Origin of the sequence: Bradyrhizobium sp. BR13661 (genome assembly GCF_029892425.1) — a bacterium.
In the GTDB taxonomy this organism is placed as follows: Bacteria; Pseudomonadota; Alphaproteobacteria; order Rhizobiales; family Xanthobacteraceae; genus Bradyrhizobium.
This window is the reverse complement of record NZ_JARXWB010000004.1, coordinates 331,398-348,774: the sequence shown is the minus strand read 5'-3', so window position 1 is coordinate 348,774 and position 17,377 is coordinate 331,398. Positions and strand designations below refer to the sequence as shown.

Here is a 17,377-nt window from a genome sequence, read left to right as displayed (position 1 = left end):
ACCATGTGGCCTGACCGTCGACTGATCGATCTCTTCAAGACCGAATTTCCGATCGTGCTGGCGCCGATGGCGGGCGTGATGGATGCCGAGCTCGTCATCGCGGCCGCGCAAGGCGGTGCGCTGGGATCGCTGCCTTGTGCGATGCTGTCAGGGGACAAGATCCGCGAGCAGGTCAAGATCATCCGCCAGCGGGTGACGGCGCCGGTCAATCTGAATTTCTTTTGCCACACGCCCGTCGAACTCACCGCCGCGGCTGAAGCGCGCTGGAAGCAGCGCCTCGCGGGCTATTACGCCGAGCATGGCCTCGATCCAGCAGCGCCTGTCAACGCGGCCAACCGGGCGCCGTTCGATGCGGCGACCTGCGCAGTGGTGGAGGAGTTGAAGCCGGAGGTCGTGAGTTTTCATTTCGGTCTGCCGGAGAAGTCCCTGCTTGACCGCATCAGGGCGGCAGGTTGCCTCGTGATCGCCTCGGCGACGACGGTGAAGGAGGCGGTCTGGCTCGACCAGCGCGGCGTTGACGCCGTCATCGCACAAGGCGCGGAGGCGGGTGGCCATCGCGGCATGTTCCTGACCGAGAAGATCGCCGAGCAGCCAGGCTTGTTCGCGCTGCTGCCGCAAATCGTCGACGCGGTGAAGGCGCCGGTGATTGCTGCCGGCGGTATTGGTGATGGGCGCGGCATCGCGGCGGCCTTCACGCTCGGTGCATCGGGCGTGCAGATCGGCAGTGCCTATTTGCGTTGCCCGGAATCCACCCACACGGCGGCCGGGCGGGCCGCGCTCGCTGAAGCGCGGGACGACTCCACCGTGATCACCAATGTCATGACCGGTCGGCCGGCGCGGGGTGTCCAGAACCGGGTGATCCGCGAGGTTGGTCCGATCTCGCCCGACGCTCCGCCATTCCCCCATGCCGCAACGGCACTCGCGCCGCTGAAGGCAGCCGCCGATAAGCAGGGCAAGGTGGATTTCACCAATCTCTGGGCCGGGCAGGCGATTGGCATGGGAAGGGAGCTTCCCGCGGCTGAATTGACCCGGGATCTCGCCAAATCGGCCCTCGCACGCCTCCGCCAGATGGCGGGGTAGCGCGCGCCGCCGGTTGCGGCGCAAAACCGGCCTCTGCTATACGGCAATAGGTTTTGCTGTGAGAGGCCTTATATAATGTCCGTCGACGCCGCTACCGTCCGCCGCATCGCGCATCTGGCGCGCATTGCGGTTTCCGAGGGCGAGGTTCCGCATCTGCAGGGCGAGCTCAACGCCATGCTCGCCTTTGTCGAGCAGCTCTCGGAGGTCAATGTCGAGGGCGTGGAGCCCATGACCTCGGTCACCCCGATGCAGATGAAGAAGCGGCAGGACGTGGTCAATGACGGCGAGATCGCCGACGATATCGTGGCCAATGCGCCTGCGACCGAAGGTCACTTCTTTCTGGTGCCGAAGGTTGTTGAATAGTTTTTAGGACCAAGTCCGATGTGCCTGCTTTGCGACGATGAAAAGGCCTATCAGGCCTACATGAACTATCTCGACAAGATGGAACGGCAGGGCAAGGCTGCCGATCCCAACGTCGCCGTCAATGCCGTGCTCGACGAGCTCCAGGCCGCCGCGAATGCGGCCGCCAAGAAAGACGACCCGGCCAACGACAAGACCCTGTCTCCGTTCTTCTGCAGCCCGATCAATAAATGACCGATTTGACATCGCTGACGCTCGCCGAGGCCCGCAAGGGTCTCGCCGACAAGACTTTCACGTCGCTCGAGCTGACCGACGCGCATCTTTCCGCGATCGAGAAAGCGCGCGTGCTCAATGCCTTTGTTCTGGAAACGCCCGACCAGGCGCGCAGCATGGCGCGCGAGGCGGACGCCAGGATCGCCAAGGGTGAGGTGGGGCCGCTCGCCGGCATTCCGCTCGGCATCAAGGATCTGTTCGCGACCAAGGGCGTGCGCACCACGGCCTGCTCGAAAATTCTCGGCAATTTCGTGCCGACCTATGAGTCCACCGTGACGTCGCAGCTGTGGCGCGATGGCGCGGTGATGCTCGGCAAGCTCAACAATGACGAGTTCGCGATGGGCTCGGCGAACGAGACCTCATGCTTCGGTCCCGTCGGCAATCCCTGGCGGCGTGAGGGAAGCAACACCACGCTGGTGCCGGGCGGCTCGTCCGGCGGCTCCGCTTCGGCCGTCGCCGCACTGCTCTGCATGGGCGCGACCGCGACCGACACCGGCGGCTCGATCCGGCAACCGGCGGCGTTCACCGCGACCGTCGGCATCAAGCCGACCTATGGCCGCTGCTCGCGCTGGGGCATCGTCGCCTTTGCATCGTCGCTCGATCAGGCAGGTCCCATTGCGCGCACGACACGCGATGCGGCGATGCTGCTGCGTTCGATGGCCGGCCACGATCCGAAGGACACCACTTCGGTCGACATTGCCGTGCCTGACTACGAGGCCGCGATCGGCAAATCCGTGAAGGGCATGAAGATCGGCATCCCCAAGGAGTATCGTCTCGACGGCATGCCGGCCGAGATCGAGAAGCTTTGGGAAGCGGGCGCGGCCTGGCTGAAGGCGGCCGGCGCCGAGCTGGTCGAGGTGTCGCTGCCGCACACGAAGTACGCGCTGCCGGCCTATTACATCGTGGCGCCGGCGGAGGCGTCGTCCAACCTCGCGCGCTACGACGGCGTCCGCTACGGCCTGCGCGAGCAGGGCAAGAATATCATCGAGCAGTACGAAAACACCCGCGCCGAGGGTTTTGGCGCCGAGGTGCGTCGCCGCGTCATGATCGGCACCTATGTACTCTCGGCCGGCTATTACGACGCTTACTATCTGCGCGCCCAGAAGGTACGCACGCTGATCAAGAAGGACTTTGAGGATTGCTTCGCCAAGGGCGTCAACGCGATCCTGACCCCGGCGACGCCGTCGGCGGCCTTCGGCATCGGCGAGAAGGGTGGCGCGGATCCCGTCGAGATGTATCTCAACGACATCTTCACGGTCACCGTGAACATGGCGGGTCTGCCCGGCATCGCGGTGCCATCAGGCAAGGACGCACAGGGCCTGCCGCTCGGCCTGCAACTGATCGGCCGCCCGTTTGAGGAGGAGGCGCTGTTCTCGCTTGGCGAGGTGATCGAGCAGGCCGCCGGCCGCTTCACGCCCGCGAGGTGGTGGTGAATGTCGCTGACTTCATCGCAAGCCTCGACGGCGCGGCACCCGCGCCGGACCTGAACGCGCCGCTCAAAGGTCTCTGGTGGGCCGCGAAGGGCGACTGGAACCAGGCGCACAAGATCGTTCAAGACGACAATGGCCGCGACGCCGCCTGGGTGCACGCCTATCTGCACCGCGTCGAAGGCGATCTCGGCAATGCCGGCTACTGGTACCGCCAGGCCGGCCAGCTGGCGGCAAAGGATTCATTGGAAGCGGAGTGGGAGCGGATCGCTGCCACGCTGCTCGGGAGCACGACATGAGCACGGCCACGCACAAGCTTCTCAAGGGCGCCACCGGTGACTGGGAGATGGTCATCGGCATGGAGATCCATGCCCAGGTGACGTCGAACTCAAAGCTGTTCTCGGGCGCGTCGACCGCGTTCGGCGGCGAGCCGAACAGCCACGTGTCGCTGGTCGACGCCGCGATGCCGGGCATGCTGCCCGTGATCAACGAGGAATGCGTCAGGCAGGCTGTCCGGACCGGGCTCGGTCTCAACGCAAAGATCAACCTGCGTTCGGTGTTCGATCGGAAAAACTATTTCTATCCGGACCTGCCGCAGGGCTACCAGATCAGCCAGTACAAGTCGCCCGTCGTGGGCGAGGGTGAGGTTCTGGTCGAGCTCGATGGCGGCCGCAGCGTCTCCATCGGCATCGAGCGCCTGCATCTGGAGCAGGACGCCGGCAAGTTGCTGCACGACCGGTCGCCGACCATGACCAATGTCGATCTCAACCGCTCCGGCGTGGCGCTGATGGAGATCGTCTCCAAGCCCGACATCCGCGATGCCGAGCAGGCCAAGGCCTACGTGACAAAGCTGCGCTCGATCCTGCGCTATCTCGGCACCTGCGACGGCGACATGGAGAAGGGATCCTTGCGCGCAGACGTCAACGTCTCCGTGCGCAAGCCGGGCGCGCCGCTCGGCACCCGCTGCGAGATCAAGAACATGAACTCGATCAATTTCATCGGACAGGCGATCGAGTATGAAGCGCGCCGCCAGATCGAAATCCTCGAGGATGGCGGGGCGATCGACCAGGAGACGCGGCTCTACGACCCCAACAAGGGCGAGACGCGCTCGATGCGCTCGAAGGAAGAGGCGCACGACTATCGCTACTTCCCCGATCCGGATCTGCTGCCGCTGGAGTTCACTCAGACGTTCGTCGACGAGCTGAAGGCCAAGCTGCCGGAGCTGCCGGACCAGAAGAAGACGCGCTTTGTCGCAGACTTCGGCCTGTCGGCTTACGACGCAAGCGTGCTGGTCGCCGAGCGCGAGAGCGCCGTGTTCTACGAGACCGTGCTCGACAGGCTCGCCAACCGCACCCGCGACGGCAAGATGGCGGCGAACTGGGTGATCAACGAGCTGTTTGGCCGTCTCAACAAGGAGGGCCGGGATATTACGGGCTCTCCTGTGACCTCCGAGCAGCTCGCTGCGATCATCGACCTGATCGGCGAGGGCACGATATCAGGCAAGATCGCCAAGGATCTGTTCGAGATCGTCCGGCAGGAGGGCGGCGACCCGCGCGCGCTGGTCGAAAGCCGCGGCATGAAGCAGGTGACGGATCTTTCGGCGATCGAAAAGGTTGTCGACGACATCATCGCGGCCAATCCCGACAAGGCTGCGCAGGTGAAGGACAAGCCGCAGTCGCTCGGCTGGTTCGTCGGCCAGGTGATGAAGTCGTCGGGCGGCAAGGCGAACCCGCAGGCGGTCAACGAGCTGCTCAAGTCCAAGCTCGGCATCTGACGTCACGCGTTCGGACGAGGTGACGATGCGCTTCGTCACCTCGCATCACCTTACGACGCGACGCTCTCGCGCGTCATCGACAGCAACCAACATCCCGTCCGAGTGCGATGTAGCGACCGAATCGCGGTCCGCGCGATTCGCGCAAAACGGCGTCTTGCACACGCCCTGACGAGCGCTTCCGCCGTTAAGCATGAAAATAATTTCGTTGCCAAAACTCGCGACTCAGAGTCCGCGACTAACCTCCACGAGGCGATGGCGCGCTTCGCGGCGCGCGTCACCGCGTCGATCACGCGCGATGTGCGCGCGCAGAATAATACTTGCTGCATAGTGTTTTCCTGCAATCGCGGCGCTTGCCGATGTCGATGTTGCGCGAAGCATTGGCAATCGCGAACGCGTCTCGCTGCTCGCAGGCAAATCAAGCGCGGCTGGCGCACGCGCGCTGCGCCGTCAACACTTCCTTAAGTGAGAAGATGTTTTTTTCGTCGTGTTGGTGTATTCGGAATGAGTGTGCACTCGATCCCCGAATGCATGCAGCGATTAAAGCCATCTCACACATCGGAGGGCAACATGGCCAAGAAAGCGAAGAAGGCGAAGAAGGCGAAGAGCGCAGTGAAGAAGACTGCGAAGAAGACCCGCAAGGTCGCGAAGAAGAAGAAGTAACTTCGACTTCTGAAGTTGCCGGCTCTCGCAGCCGGCACGTCATCAGCGCCTCCTAGAGGTTCTGGTCGACGATAGAGGGTGTCGGCGAGACATCAGGTCAACGGTCGGATCGCTTCTCTTTCGCGGTCCGGCAGAAGAAACAAGCTTTCTTCGTTCGGTGCGGTTCTCCCTTCAAAGGGCTCCGCAATTCCACAAGCGGCCTTCGGGTCAATTTGGAATCTGGTCCTGACGTGTTCGCCGACGCCCTCGTTCCCTGAGGCCGGGGTATTGCCGGCATTCCCTTCCCCACATTGCTGAACTGACTGCGAAGTCTTCGCACCGCGCTGCCTTGGGCAGGCGCGGGCCGCGACGCACGCTCGTCCGCCATGACCGTGGCTCGGCGCTCAGCTCACCGTCGACGATGCGGCGTTTCCAGCGTGCCCCCACCCACAAGATGTAACCACAGTACGCGTGCCACCGTGCGCGATGGTTATCGATGTCCGAAAGCCGCAAGGTAAACCGAATCTGACGAATCGCAGAAGTGCCTGCAAATCGGGGACTTTTCGAATCGCCGGTGCGCGTAGCGCGGCCTTCCGTTTACGTCTGCTTCATCGCGATACTTAAACTGCCATTCAAATTTGCCCGCCATCATCGCCTTCAACAAGCCGGCAAACGGCAATGGGCAACAGCCCAGGACAAGAAGATTTGGGGACGAGTTGAACATCGCGCGATCCAGAAGGATCACGCGGATCAGAGTTGGACGGGAGCCGCGCTCGGGGAACGAGACGGCATAAGAAAAGGGGATGCGTTATGTTTCAGGGTACTTTTGATCTCGATGCGGCGACGCCGATCGAAGCAACCGCGCTGTCGGACGTTCTGTTCGAGCGTGGCATCTATTGGGCGAGCGGTCGCTCCGGCCTGGTCGACCTCGTCGCCGCGCACAAATGGTTCAACCTCGCCGCCCTGAAGGGCCGCAAGGACGCCATCGCGCTGCGCCAGGAAGTGGCCGGCCAGATGTCGGAGTCCGAGATCTCGGCCGCGCAGCGCGAGGCACGGGCCTGGGTTTCCGCGCATTGAGCAGACAGTTGCATCCGGCCCCGTGTCGCCACGGGGCGGATCAGTTGCGCTGAATCAAGTTCCCGCGTCGTGCCGCACCGTAGACCCGCGCGGCATGAAAGACCCCAACAAGGCTGACTCGCGACAGAGTCAGTGCCGATTCAGATCGCGCCCGACGATTGCGATCTGGAACTCGGACGGGTGCGCAAGACCGGCATTGTGGGCGAATCCGGCGATCCCACAGCTAGGTGCGCGCACACATATATAAGGAGAGCGCGAATCGGCTGAGTTCAGCCGCGCGAATCCTTGCGCCAGGCTGTGGCAGCTGCGCCGCGATCGATCGCTTTCCGATGTGGGAATGCGCAGACCTTGATTCTGCTGCTGGGTGGCGGAGAGAGAGGGATTCGAACCCTCGATACAGCTTGAGACCGTATGACGCTTTAGCAAAGCGTTGCCTTCAGCCACTCGGCCACCTCTCCGGTGCGAGCCTTATGCATCTAATTGGTCGGGCGGGTCAATTTGGAAGCGTGTGTTTTCGTTCAAATATTCCCAACGAATTCCGCGGCCCTGCGCGTCGCTAAGGATGGTTTGCTCCCGTGCCGGGAAACATCGCGCAGAAATCGCCGGCACGTTGCGAGCGCGCGTGGCCCGGCGACAGGCAGGGGACGAGGGCGGAATCATGTGCTGCGACGTCAAATATCTGAATTTGTTGGCCGTTTCTTCCGCACTCGGACTCGTGGGGGCAGGATCGCTGCTCGCGGCGAGGTGAGGGGCGCTCCGCCGGCAGGGATCCCTTGCCAAAACGCCGCGATCTCCGAGGTGATTGCCGCCTCTGAGCCAGGCCGCCCCCGACGCTCTAGATGAACGTCCAGTTCCCGATCACCGCGCGTTACGGGCCGACACATATCCGCTGAGTCTCCGGGCTGATTCCACGATTTGAGCGCCTGAACCCCGGGGCTGTGTGTAAGCCCGCCCGTGCGCCATCTGACCGGGAATTTTGATGGCAAATGGAACCGCCTTAAAAAGAATAGTAAAAACAATATGTTGCGGGCGCCGTTTGATCACATCTGCGTGTTATTTGTGCAACACTCTCCGGGAAACACGCTTCAACGGCCCGTTTTGGAGCGTTCTGTTGTTGTGTGTGCAAGGACGTTCGGTAATTGTGATCGGGCGACGGAGGGGGGCATCCCAAGGTCGTCCCGTTTAGGTCTTTCGCTTAAGTCCCTCGCGTTCATGCGGGTGTGTCCGAAGACGCGAAGGCGGCCAAAAGCGGTGATTTAGATGGGGTTGGGGAATTGGCCATTCGGGTCAGTGACCTTCCCTGAAGAGCAACTTGGAGGTTTAACATGAAGTTGGTTAAGAGCCTTTTGCTCGGCTCAGCGGCGGGTCTGATCGCCGTGGGCGGAGCACAAGCAGCCGATCTCCCCGTGAAGGCCAAGGCGGTCGAATACGTGAAGATCTGCTCGCTGTACGGCGCGGGTTTCTACTACATCCCGGGCACCGACACCTGCATCAAGCTGAGCGGCTACGTCCGTGCTGACGTCATCCTCGGCGGCGCGAACGACTACGGCTTCAACAACAGCCAGGCCACGGCCAACGGTGGTTCCAACAACCGTCTGACCAACTACTACTACACCCGCGCTCGTATGGACCTGAACGTCGATACCCGCACGGCGACCGAATACGGCGTTGTCCGCACCTTCGCTGACATGATCTTCAGCTACGACACCGGCAACTACACCGGCAGTGGCGGTGGTACGGCCTTTGCTGCTGGCGGTGCTACGCTCGGCCTCTACCATGCGTTCATCCAGTTCGCTGGCTTCACCATGGGTCGTACGGTCTCGATCTTCGACGCGCCGTGGCAGAGCTACAACGCGGGCGGTCCCGATACCGTTCCGGGCGGCTCGAACCACGTGACTGGTGTCAACCAGTTCGCCTATACCGCTGACTTCGGTCAGGGCATCACCGGCTCGCTCGCCTTGGAAGCCCCCGATACGCAGTCCAACGGCCAGGGCAACCTCTGGAACGCCTCCGCTTTCGCGGCCTCCAGTGCTGTTAGCGGCGCGGGTGCCATCGTGACGACTTCTGCCGCTACGAACGCTGGTAACGCCCTCATCCAGGGGCAATACGGCGTCAGCGATTGGGGTGGAACGCGCGTTCCCGATATCGTCGGTGCGATCCGTGTTGACCAGGCCTGGGGTCTGGGCCAGATCTCGGTTGCCGCGCATGACCTGCATCCGGGTTACTACGGCTCGACGGAACCCACCGGTCATCCCAGCGACAAGTGGGGTTGGGCTGTGCAGGGCGCCTTGTCGATCAAGAACATCCCGACTGGTGCGGGTGACTCGATCAACTTGAACGCCGTCTACACCGATGGCATGTCCAGGGAAAACTTCCAGGTCCTGTTCCCGCAGCAGTTCGTGATGTTCAGCGGTTCGGGCATCGGCGCTTACCAGAGCATCGGCTTCGCTGGCATTGCTGACGGCGTCTACGGCGCTGGCGGCAGCATCGAGACCGTCAAGACCTGGGGCGTCCGTGGTGGCTACACCCACAACTGGAACCCCTACTGGGTCACCGCGGTCTACGGTGGCTATGCTTCGCTGAGCTACACCAGCAATGCGAAGGCTCTGATCTGCGGCAACTTCGTCGCCGCTTACGGTGCCGCCACTGCAACGTGTAACCCGGACTTCAACTTCGGCGTCGTCGGCATCAACACCGTCTGGACCCCGGTCAAGAACCTGGCGTTCACGGCTGACCTGAGCTGGTCGCGTCTGGATCAGAAGTACTCCGGCACGATCGCGATCCCGGCGACGGGCATGGCGGCTTGGGCGAAGCCGGCTGCTGTGTATGAGCTGAAGGATCAGAACTCGCTGACCCTGATGCTGCGTGCTCAGCGCACCTTCTAATACCTGACTATCTACTCGAGCCCCCGGCGGGAAACCGCCGGGGGCTCTTGCTTTTTGGGGGCAAGGGCAGAAGTCGCAAGACGCTCAAGCCGACAGAGGATCGTCGACGAGGGCAGGGAGCGGACGAAGTCGATCTGGTCTCCCGAAACGAAAGAGGCCGCCTCTTGAGGCGGCCTCTTTCGTTTCTGCCCGCAGCGTGTTGTCCGACATCGGGCGTTTGTCGCCTGCATCGGCTGCGGCGTTGAGGGGGCAACGCACGCGCTGGTGCGACCAGCATGGCGGCGAGGGCGGTTCAAGCAAACGCTGTCGGCGCCTCCATGGCTTTGCGCCCTTTGTTGTCCGGGCAGCAGGTCATCTGCCCCGGACAGGGAGCAAGAGCGCTTGCGATGGCGCAGGCTCAATCCGGGCACGGCCCGGTGATTGATGGCCGGTGACTGAGGTGGACGTCTTCCGTTCGAGAGAGGGTGGCTCTATTCCGCGCTGCCGGCGCCGCGGCGCAAATCTGCCTCGATCTGCAGCTTCGTGCCGCCGCCGAAGCGGGCGCGGTAGACCTGAAGGTTCTCCATGATGCGCTGCACGTAATTGCGCGTCTCGGAAAACGGGATCAGCTCGACCCAGTCGACCGCGTCGATCTTGGCATCGCGCGGGTCGCCATAGCGGTCGATCCACTTCTTCACGCTGCCGCGGCCGGCATTGTAGGCGGCAAACGTCATGATGTAGGAGCCGCGGTAATCCTCGAGCAGGCCACCGAGCTCGGCCGCACCGAGCGTGGCGTTGTAAGACGAATCGTTTTTCAGTCGCGACAAGTCATACGTCGCGCCGTGCCGCTTGCAGACATAGCGCGCGGCATCGGGCGTCACCTGCATCAGGCCATAGGCCTGTGCCGGTGAGACCACGGCCGGATTGAACGCGCTTTCCTGCCGCGCGATGGCGTAGACGATGCTGCGCTCGACCTCGGGACCGATCTGCGTGAACTGCGGAATGCCGTTGACGGGGTAGGCGTAGAAATCGAACGGCAGGCCGCGATTGAGCGCGGCCTTGCCGACCAGCAGCATGCCGCGCGCGTCGCTGTAGCGCTGGGTGAGCTCGCCGAGGCCCGCGAGTGCCTCGGGATCGCCGTTCTCGCCCATGTCGGCGAGCATGGGCACCGCCATCTCGCGCTCGTCGAGCTCGTAGAGCAATTGTGCAGCACGCACGATCTCGAGCCGTTCGGCGCCGCGGCCGCGTGGTTGGCTGTTCAGCTCGATCTGCGGCAGGCCGAGCTTTGCGCGCGCGAGCTGGCCGTAATAACTCGTGGATTGCTCGGCGGCGCGGGCAAAGGCATTGCGCGCCTCCTGCTGGCGGCCGGCGGCTTCGGCTGCGCGGCCCTGCCAGTAACCGGCGCGGGCGAGCGTCGTCGGATTGACGCTGCCGACGCCGATCCGGGCAAAGTGCTGGCTGGCGGCCGCGGGATCGTTGAGGAAGCGCAGCGCGATCCAGCCCGCCGTGAATTCCGCCTCAGTCTTGTAGATGTCGCGCGAGGGCAGGGCGGCGTCGCGCGCGATCAGATAGGCGCTGCGGAAATCCTCGGTGTCGATCATCTTGCGCGCCAGCAGGCGCCGCTCGATCCACCATTCGTCGAGATTGTAGAGCCGGTTCGGATCCTTTGGCGCCGACAGCATGAGCTGGGCTGCTTCCGGAAACTTCTCCTCGCGGCGCAAGAGCTGGATCTTGCTGAAGATGAAGCCGGGATCACTGTGCAGCTCGCGCGGCACCTCTTCGAGCAGCGCGCGCGTGTTCGGCGCCTTCTTGTTGGAAGCAATGCGGGCCTTGGCAAGCGCGACATAGCCAGCGCCGAGACGCCTTGCGGCGCGCATGGCCGCCTCGGTCTCGCTGCCATAGAGCAGCGCGTCCATCCGAGCCTTCTGGTCGCCCGGCGTCAGCAGCGCGCCGAACTGGTCGAGCGCGTTGTTCTCGGTGTCCTCCGACATCGGATCGCTGCGCCAGGCTTCGCGGACCAGCCGCTCGGCATTGGCGCGGTCGCCGCGCGCCAGCATCGCTTTGGCGAGCACGAAGCGGCCTTTCGCCGAAACGGGGGATTCGTTCTCGAACCACGACCAGCCAACGGAATCGTCGCGCCTGTCGTCCCACATCGCAGCTTCAAGCCGCCGGCGCAGGAAAGTTTGCGACGGCCAGCTCGGATTGGCGGAGAGGAAGGCGCGATAGCGTTCGACGCTCGCGCCATTGTCCTCGCTGCGCAGGATGATCCATTCCGCGAGTTTTCGCGCGACCGGATCCGAAATCGAAGCCGCGTAGCTGCTGGCATCGCCCGCCTTGCGCTTGCGCACGAGCTCGATGACGTTTTCGAGCGTGTCCTTGTCGGCTTGCGACGTCGAGGAGGTCGCGGCGACCGCGGCCGGCGTGACCGGCTTGATCGGCGCGGCATGCTGGCGGGTCGCTGGCGCCAGCATGGGCGCTGCACCAGGTCTGGCGGAGGCGGGGGCCGAGACGGTGGGCTTGATGGTGGCTGTCACGGCCGGCGCCGCCTGGCGGACTGACGTGTTCGCGGCTGGCCTCGATTTTGGTGCGGCAGCTGCGGCTGCGGGCTTCGATTTGTCCTTCGCAGTGTCCTTGCCGGCGGATTTCTTTGCGGCGTCCTTGGCGGGAGCGGCAGCTGCTCCCTTGCTTGCGCCCTTTGCCGTGTCCTTGGTGGTGTCCTTGGCCGATCCCTTCGTCGCGTCCTTCGCGGGCTGTTTCGCGGCCGGCTTTGCAGTTCCCTTCGTCGCCGGCTTTGCACTCCCCTTGGCAGGGTCCTTCGCCGTGTCGTCGGACGTCTCATTGGACTTGGCCAGGGCGACCTTGGCCAGGGCGACGCAGCCAATGGACAGGCCGGCCATCAGGCAAATGGCCAGACCGGCGGATCGCCACGCTGCGCGAGGAATAGAGGTCACGGCGGTTCGTCGCCCCGAATCAGTCAATTGGCTCAAGACCTATCTGTACAAGATCTGGCTGTATTTGATTGAATATGCGGACAAAATACCAACAGCCGCTTACCTTCGCCGGGTTTGCACCACCACCGCGGCAAAATCGCGGCTTAAACGGTGCGTCACACGGATGCAGGCCTTTTACGGGCGGGTGAGACCCGATATGAAAGGGGCTTGCTCTAAAACTCGCCGCGTACGGAGGAAGTCCATGGCAGCCAAGACGAAATTCCGGGGGTCGTTCACCGCCTTGGTCACGCCGTTCAAGAATGGCTCGCTGGACGAGGCGGCGTTCCGCTCCCTGGTCAACTGGCAGATCTCCGAGGGCACCAACGGCCTGGTCCCGGTCGGCACCACCGGCGAGAGCCCGACGCTCTCCCACGACGAGCACAAGAAGGTCGTCGAATGGTGCATCGAGGAGGCCAAGGGCCGTGTGCCCGTGATCGCCGGCGCCGGCTCCAATTCGACCAAGGAGGCGGTTGAGCTTGCCCAACACGCCGAGAAGGCGGGCGCCAATGCCGTGCTGGTGGTGACGCCTTACTACAACAAGCCGACCCAGGAAGGCCTGTACCAGCACTTCAAGGCGATCAACGATGCGATCGGGATTCCGATCATCATCTACAACATCCCGCCTCGCTCAGTGATCGACATGTCGGTCGACACCATGAAGCGGCTGTGGGAGCTGAAGAACATCGCCGGCGTCAAGGACGCCACCGCCAGCATGGTGCGCGTGTCGCAGCAGCGCGCCGCGATGGGCGAGGACTTCAACCAGCTCTCCGGCGAGGACGCCACCATCATCGGCTACATGGCGCATGGCGGCCATGGCTGCATCTCGGTGACCTCGAATGTCGCACCGCGCCTGTGCTCGGAGTTCCACGCCGCTTGGGCGAAGGGCGACACCAAGGCGGCGCTCGCGATCCACGACAAGCTGATGCCGCTGCACAACAACCTCTTCATCGAGAGCAACCCGGCGCCGATCAAGTACGCGATGTCGCTGCTCGGCAAGCTCGACGAGACGCTGCGGCTGCCGATGGTGCCGGTCTCGGCGCCGACCCGCGTTGCCGTGCGCGACGCGATGGTGCACGCTGGCCTGATCAATTGATGCGTTAGCCGATCGGGGAGGCCTTTCATGAGCGTCGACGAAAAGGGCAGGCGGATGCTCACGGAGTTCCGCGATTTCGCCATGAAGGGCAATGTCGTCGATCTCGCGGTCGGCGTCATCATTGGTGCGGCCTTCGGCGCCATCGTCACGTCGCTGGTCGGTGACATCATCATGCCGATCATTGGCGCTGCGACCGGCGGCCTCGACTTCTCGAACTACTTCGCCCCCTTGTCGAAGGCGGTGACCGCCACCAACTTAGCGGATGCGAAAAAGCAAGGCGCCGTACTTGCTTACGGTAGCTTTCTGACGCTGACGATCAACTTCGTCATCGTCGCCTTCGTGTTGTTCCTGGTGATCCGTGCCATGAACACGCTGAAGCGCAAGGAAGAGGCCAAGCCCGCGGAGCCGCCGAAGCCGTCGGCAGAGGTCGTTCTGCTCACCGAGATCCGCGATCTCCTCAAGAAGTGACGCGCGCGCTTCATCCAAACTGTTAGCTTAGCATCTCGATCAGGTTTTTCTGCCAGGTTTTTGAAGGTCATGGCCGATAAGAACGAACGTCCTATCAAGGTCATGGCGGAAAATCGCAAGGCCCGCTTCAACTATGCGATCGAGGATACGATCGAGGCGGGCATTGCGCTGACCGGCACCGAGGTGAAGTCGATCCGCAACGGCAAGAGCACCATTGCGGAGTCCTATGCCGATTCCAAGGACGGCGAGATCTGGCTGATCAACGCCACGATCCCGGAATACCTCCAGGGCAACCGCTTCAACCACGAGCCCAAGCGGCCGCGCAAGCTGCTGCTGCATCGCCGGCAGATCAACAAGCTGATGGGCGCGGTCGACCGCGAGGGCATGACGTTGATCCCGCTCAAGCTCTATTTCAACGAGCGCGGGCGGGCCAAGCTGCAGCTCGCAGTCGCGAAGGGCAAGAAGCTGCACGACAAGCGTGAGACCGAGAAGAAGCGCGACTGGAGCCGGGAGAAGGGCCGCCTGATGCGGGCGAGAGGATAGGACCAAGAGGAACGACGGGATGACCCAGAAGAACCTGCTCGAGGTCGATTGGAGCCAGATTCCCGCACCCGTTGACGACGGCGGCGCTGCGCATCTCAAGGGCCTGATGCTGCCTGCGGTCAGCCTGCTTGCGACTGACGATACGTCGGTGAATCTCTCCGCCCTCTCGGGCCGCACCGTCGTCTTTGCCTATCCCCGCACCGGCGAGCCCGGCAAAATCGGGCTGGTCGACGATTGGGACATGATCCCTGGCGCTCGCGGCTGCACGCCACAGACCTGCGCCTTCCGTGATCTGTTCGCAGAGTTGAAGGCGGCCGGTGCTTCCCACGTGTTCGGCCTTTCGACCCAGAGCAACGAATACCAGACCGAGATGGCGTCACGGCTGCATCTACCGTTCCCGGTGCTCTCTGACGAGAAGCTTGCGTTCACGCGCGCGCTCAATCTGCCGACCATGGAGGTCGCAGGCCTGACGCTGATCAAGCGCCTCGCGCTGATCGTCGACGATTCCAGGATCACCCGCGTGTTCTATCCAGTGTTCCCACCTGACCGGAACGCCGGCGACGTGCTGGACTGGCTGAAGGCCAATCCGGTCCGGGCCTAATCGAGGTCGGCCTTCACCTTCGCGAACACTCTGCGGAACATATCGGCCGTCAGCACGCCCGTGTTGGTGTTGTAGCGGGAGCAGTGATAGCTGTCGTAGAGCTTGAACGCGCCGGCCTGATGCACGGCGCCGTGGCCGAAAGGCGCCTGCGAGGCCTTCAGCTTCAGCGGCTTGAGCACGCTGTCGTGCGCAATCCGTCCGAGCGCGATGATCGCGCGCAGCTTCGGCATCGTTTCGAGATTGGCGACCAGGAACTGACGGCAGGTGTTGATCTCGACCGGCAGCGGCTTGTTCTGCGGCGGAACGCAATGCACGGCATTGGCGATCCGGCAGTCGACCAGCTTCAGGCCGTCGTCGGGACGCGCCTGGTAATTGCCTCTGGCAAAGCCGTATTCGAGCAGCGTGGCGTAGAGCAGGTCACCGGCATAGTCGCCGGTGAAGGGCCGGCCCGTCCGGTTGGCGCCCTGCATCCCCGGCGCGAGACCAACGATCAGCAGACGGGCCGTGATGTCGCCGAAAGGCGCAACCGGAGCATTGTGCCACAGCGGCTCGCGCGCGCGGTTCGCCTCGCGAAAGGCGACCAGGCGCGGACAGAGCGGGCAGTCACGATCGGGGACGAGCGCGGCGAGCTGGCGGCTTGACTGGGCCGCCTCACTCCTCGAAGTCGTCATCGCCCCTCGGCGCCATCGTGGTCGCGCGCTGGAGGAACTGCGGAGCGTGGTGGCGGGCCTCGCGCTCGCCGCGATCGCGCGGGGCGGGGCGCTCGGACGGATCGCGACCCAGCTTGGACTGCAATTCGACGAGGTCGGTGAAGACGTCGGCCTGGCGGCGCAGCTCATCGGCGATCATCGGTGGCTGGCTGGCGATCGTGGAGATCACGGTGACTCGCACGCCGCGGCGCTGCACGGCCTCGACCAGCGAGCGGAAGTCGCCGTCACCCGAGAACAGCACCATCTGGTCGATGTGCTCCGCGAGCTCCATCGCGTCCACGGCAAGCTCGATGTCCATGTTGCCCTTGACCTTGCGGCGGCCGGAGGCGTCGATGAACTCCTTGGTTGCCTTGGTGACCACGGTGTAGCCGTTGTAGTCGAGCCAGTCGATCAGGGGGCGGATCGAGGAATATTCCTGATCCTCGATGATCGCCGTGTAGTAGAACGCCCGCAGCAGCGTCCCGCGGCTCTGAAATTCCTTCAGAAGGCGCTTGTAGTCGATGTCGAAGCCGAGAGTTTTCGCCGTTGCGTAAAGATTGGCCCCGTCGATGAAGAGCGCGATCTTGTTGGTAGGGGAAGGTGACATTCAGTTGCTCGCGTAGTGTTCGTGAAAATTCGTTTATTGTTGGCGCGGCGACAGCAAGCCGCGCAGTTCAATTTGCTGCCGAAACCCGTCGAAACCGCAAATCCGGAGAAGTCGGGGCAATCAAGGTATAGTTATGGCGGCCGTGCATACACCCGGCGCTGCCCTTCATGGCAGCCCGGAAAACCACCCATCCCAACCCCAATGTGGGGGTAGCAGAGCCGTTTGGCGAGGCCAAATCACAAATTGGCCTTGCGAAATTGCCCCGGCCCCTATAACTAGCCCCGATCATCCACATATTTCGTCCCACCCACAACGGAGCGACAGTTCATGGCTCGCGTCACCGTAGAAGATTGTATCGACAAGGTCGACAACCGGTTTGACCTGGTCCTGCTGGCCGCCCACCGTGCCCGCATGATTTCGTCCGGTTCGCAACTAACGGTTGATCGCGATAACGACAAGAACCCTGTTGTATCCCTGCGCGAAATTGCCGACCAGACCATTTCGCCGGAGGATCTCCGGGAAGAGCTGGTGCACTCGCTCCAGAAGTTCGTCGAGGTGGACGAGCCCGAGCCGGACACCGTGCCGCTGATCGGTTCTGCCGGCGCCAGCGTCGATGCGGACGATACCGAAGTTGCCGTGGAACGCATGACCGAAGAGGAGCTCCTGAAGGGCCTCGAAGGCCTCGCGCCGCCGGAAGAGCAGCCCGAGGAGGACGAGTAATCGTCTTACTCGCGATCGTCGAATTCTTGTGATCTTATCAAAGGCCCGAACCCGCGTTCGGGCCTTTGCTTTTGTTGGTGTTTTCGTGGTTACCATAGCGTTGCCGGTTCGCGCCGCAAGCCTGTCAGTGAATTGATCGGCCGCGTCAGCGATCGGGGCTTAAGATGTATAC

The 17,377-nt window shown here is 63.2% G+C and carries 16 protein-coding genes and 1 tRNA gene; 13 read left to right on the top strand and 4 right to left on the bottom strand.

What is annotated here, in order from left to right:
* Positions 1-3 precede the first annotated feature (3 nt).
* From M2427_RS09340 to M2427_RS09310, 7 genes are all read left to right on the top strand, one after another.
* Positions 4-1,080, top strand: a complete 1,077-nt coding sequence (locus tag M2427_RS09340; protein ID WP_280705954.1) for a nitronate monooxygenase family protein — start codon at positions 4-6, stop codon at positions 1,078-1,080.
* Positions 1,081-1,155: 75 nt separating this feature from the next.
* A complete protein-coding gene (gene gatC, locus M2427_RS09335) occupies positions 1,156-1,443 on the top strand; it encodes an Asp-tRNA(Asn)/Glu-tRNA(Gln) amidotransferase subunit GatC (RefSeq protein WP_007611211.1) in 288 nt (95 codons plus the stop codon).
* 18 nt (positions 1,444-1,461) lie between these two features.
* Complete coding sequence (locus M2427_RS09330) at positions 1,462-1,674, top strand: hypothetical protein (protein ID WP_271671225.1); 213 nt, start codon at positions 1,462-1,464, stop codon at positions 1,672-1,674.
* Positions 1,671-3,146: an Asp-tRNA(Asn)/Glu-tRNA(Gln) amidotransferase subunit GatA gene (gene gatA / locus M2427_RS09325; RefSeq protein WP_280705953.1), complete on the top strand. Its 1,476-nt coding sequence runs from the start codon at positions 1,671-1,673 to the stop codon at positions 3,144-3,146. The genes M2427_RS09330 and gatA overlap by 4 nt, the downstream gene beginning before the upstream one ends.
* Complete coding sequence (locus M2427_RS09320; protein ID WP_280705952.1) at positions 3,137-3,439, top strand: hypothetical protein; 303 nt, start codon at positions 3,137-3,139, stop codon at positions 3,437-3,439. Before gatA ends, M2427_RS09320 begins: the two co-directional genes overlap by 10 nt.
* Positions 3,436-4,914 (top strand): Asp-tRNA(Asn)/Glu-tRNA(Gln) amidotransferase subunit GatB, encoded by a 1,479-nt coding sequence (gene gatB, locus M2427_RS09315; protein WP_280705951.1) that lies wholly within the window; start codon positions 3,436-3,438, stop codon positions 4,912-4,914. The genes M2427_RS09320 and gatB overlap by 4 nt, the downstream gene beginning before the upstream one ends.
* 1,449 nt (positions 4,915-6,363) lie before the next feature.
* A complete protein-coding gene (locus tag M2427_RS09310) occupies positions 6,364-6,630 on the top strand; it encodes a hypothetical protein (protein ID WP_280705950.1) in 267 nt (88 codons plus the stop codon).
* A 365-nt stretch (positions 6,631-6,995) separates the two neighbouring features.
* Here M2427_RS09310 and M2427_RS09305 read toward each other — a convergent pair.
* Positions 6,996-7,088 (bottom strand) — tRNA-Ser (locus M2427_RS09305).
* Positions 7,089-7,955: 867 nt separating this feature from the next.
* Here M2427_RS09305 and M2427_RS09300 point away from each other — a divergent pair.
* Positions 7,956-9,515, top strand: coding sequence for a porin (locus tag M2427_RS09300; RefSeq protein ID WP_280705949.1), 1,560 nt, complete (start codon positions 7,956-7,958; stop codon positions 9,513-9,515).
* Positions 9,516-9,985: 470 nt separating this feature from the next.
* Here the strand turns inward: M2427_RS09300 and M2427_RS09295 are convergent, their stop codons facing one another.
* Positions 9,986-12,391, bottom strand: a complete 2,406-nt coding sequence (locus tag M2427_RS09295) for a lytic transglycosylase domain-containing protein (RefSeq protein WP_280705948.1) — start codon at positions 12,389-12,391, stop codon at positions 9,986-9,988.
* A 295-nt stretch (positions 12,392-12,686) separates the two neighbouring features.
* Here M2427_RS09295 and dapA point away from each other — a divergent pair, with 295 nt between their 5' ends.
* From dapA to M2427_RS09275, 4 genes are all read left to right on the top strand, one after another.
* The gene (gene dapA / locus M2427_RS09290) at positions 12,687-13,577 is read left to right on the top strand and encodes a 4-hydroxy-tetrahydrodipicolinate synthase (protein WP_280705947.1); all 891 of its coding nucleotides are present in this window, start codon (positions 12,687-12,689) and stop codon (positions 13,575-13,577) included.
* A 27-nt stretch (positions 13,578-13,604) separates the two neighbouring features.
* Positions 13,605-14,045 carry a large conductance mechanosensitive channel protein MscL gene (gene mscL / locus M2427_RS09285; RefSeq protein ID WP_280705946.1) on the top strand — a complete coding sequence of 147 codons (441 nt, stop codon included), beginning with the start codon at positions 13,605-13,607 and terminating at the stop codon, positions 14,043-14,045.
* 69 nt (positions 14,046-14,114) lie between these two features.
* Entirely contained in the window at positions 14,115-14,588 is a 474-nt protein-coding gene (gene smpB, locus M2427_RS09280; RefSeq protein WP_027530006.1) for an SsrA-binding protein SmpB, read from the top strand.
* Between the two features lie 19 nt (positions 14,589-14,607).
* Complete coding sequence (locus M2427_RS09275; protein ID WP_280705945.1) at positions 14,608-15,189, top strand: peroxiredoxin; 582 nt, start codon at positions 14,608-14,610, stop codon at positions 15,187-15,189.
* On the opposite strand, the gene M2427_RS09270 is transcribed toward M2427_RS09275, so the two are convergent.
* Positions 15,186-15,860: a uracil-DNA glycosylase gene (locus tag M2427_RS09270; RefSeq protein WP_280705944.1), complete on the bottom strand. Its 675-nt coding sequence runs from the start codon at positions 15,858-15,860 to the stop codon at positions 15,186-15,188. The two genes, M2427_RS09275 and M2427_RS09270, sit on opposite strands and share 4 nt — an antisense overlap.
* A complete protein-coding gene (locus tag M2427_RS09265) occupies positions 15,841-16,485 on the bottom strand; it encodes an NYN domain-containing protein (RefSeq protein ID WP_148773836.1) in 645 nt (214 codons plus the stop codon). The genes M2427_RS09270 and M2427_RS09265 overlap by 20 nt, the downstream gene beginning before the upstream one ends.
* A gap of 327 nt (positions 16,486-16,812) precedes the next feature.
* Between M2427_RS09265 and rpoZ the strand changes: the two genes are divergently transcribed.
* A complete protein-coding gene (gene rpoZ, locus M2427_RS09260; protein ID WP_027522935.1) occupies positions 16,813-17,205 on the top strand; it encodes a DNA-directed RNA polymerase subunit omega in 393 nt (130 codons plus the stop codon).
* Positions 17,206-17,377 lie beyond the last annotated feature (172 nt).